Raw genomic sequence first — 1489 nt, 5'->3', positions numbered from 1 at the left:
AGTGCTTCGGAAAACTGAAGCGGTTCAAGCGCGTCGCCCTGCGCTGCGAGAAGACCGAATGCGGCTTCGCTGCCATCGTCGCCCTCGCCTTGAGCTTCATCCTCATCAAATCCGTCCACACTGCCTAGCCGAGGCCCGCAGGGCTCACGACATCAATCACACCGACATCAGCTACGACTATGAGAAAGTCGGGGTGCGCTTCGAGCCCACCCCCACCGGCTTACTCGAAGCTGTAAGTGCAGCCTGCGGGCAAAATCCCGGCGCCTACACGATCGAGAAGCAACGGCAGCTCGCCGAACTTGGCTATGAGAATGGCCAGTTCGAGGCCGAGGCACTTATCCAGATCGAGGGTCCGGAGCATTTCAGCAGTCTATTGCTCGGCCTCGCGCCTTTGAAGCCCCACCGCCTGCGCGTATTCGACAGCCGGTTCGGCATCCGTCTGCCCTATCAAGGCACGCTGTTCGACGACATCGAGGAGTTGCGTCTTACTCCTCCTACTCTGGGTCACTGCGAGATTTCGATCCGCGGACCTGGCTTTGGACAAGCGGCCCGGTTCGACGGCGAAATGTTCATCGGCCCGCCGATGGGCGAGCCGCATGGACCGGAGCTTCTCATCCGTACCCCAGACTTCATCATCCGGCTGACACCGCCGGCGCTCAAATTCGAGAGCGTCGGATCGATCGACGATATGGAGCATTCCCTGGAGGAGTGGGTTGAGCTGCTTCGCGCGCTCACGCTCATGTCGACGGGGCGAGCGACCCTGACGATCGCCGGTAACGACCGCATCCCGTCGATTACCTTCCCAGTCGATCAACCCATCACCGGGCCCTACCTCGACGAGCTGCCGCTTATCTCCGCATTCTTGGATGGGTGGCTCCAACTCCTCACGAACGCCGGCCTTCGCTCCACCGCAAGATTCAAGTTCGATGCGTTCTGGGAAGCAAATGAAGCACGTATGGCGGTCGACATCCTGCTCAACCCGAAATCGCAGGCTCGCTTTGAGTTCCCGAGCCTGGAGATTGATGAACCGTCGTCCCCGCCCGAAGGTCTGTATTTCAACAGCTCATCTTTTGCCGACACCAGCCTAATCTTCAGCGCGAAGGTTTTCTTCGAACCGTCCGATGATCCGGAATGGCGGTATCGGTCGACCCGTTTCGAAGCTCTCGACGTCCGACCGAAGGTCGACGACCTTGAAGAATACGGAATGGACCAGGCGACAGCCTGCGATCTGAAGCTCCTCATCGACCCGAGGAACATCACATTGGCGCCACGGAGGGACACCCCTGAAGCGCCCACCACATCCCAGCATCAGGAGTGAGAGGCGGCAACCGCCCGAGGAGCGGCACCAAATGAGCATGCAATTGAGGTGGTCCCGGTTTGGCGGACAGATTGGCGGCTTTGCTAAGCTTGGTTCTGGTGTGCGTTACGCCGCCATGTCGATGCTGTCGCAGGCCGTATGGACCTCCTCCGGCGTTCTGCCGCCGAGGGC

The 1489-nt window shown here is 60.2% G+C and carries 1 protein-coding gene; it reads left to right on the top strand.

Features of this window, described 5'->3' with window-relative positions:
• Positions 1–193 precede the first annotated feature (193 nt).
• Positions 194–1318 (top strand): hypothetical protein, encoded by a 1125-nt coding sequence (locus tag K9U40_RS22940; RefSeq protein ID WP_282892393.1) that lies wholly within the window; start codon positions 194–196, stop codon positions 1316–1318.
• Positions 1319–1489: the final 171 nt, after the last annotated feature.

It is taken from the genome of Xanthobacter autotrophicus, from assembly GCF_030015065.1.
Lineage (GTDB): Bacteria > Pseudomonadota > Alphaproteobacteria > Rhizobiales > Xanthobacteraceae > Xanthobacter > Xanthobacter autotrophicus_D.
Note: the sequence above shows the minus strand (reverse complement) of the source record. Positions and strands in the feature narration are given on the sequence as shown.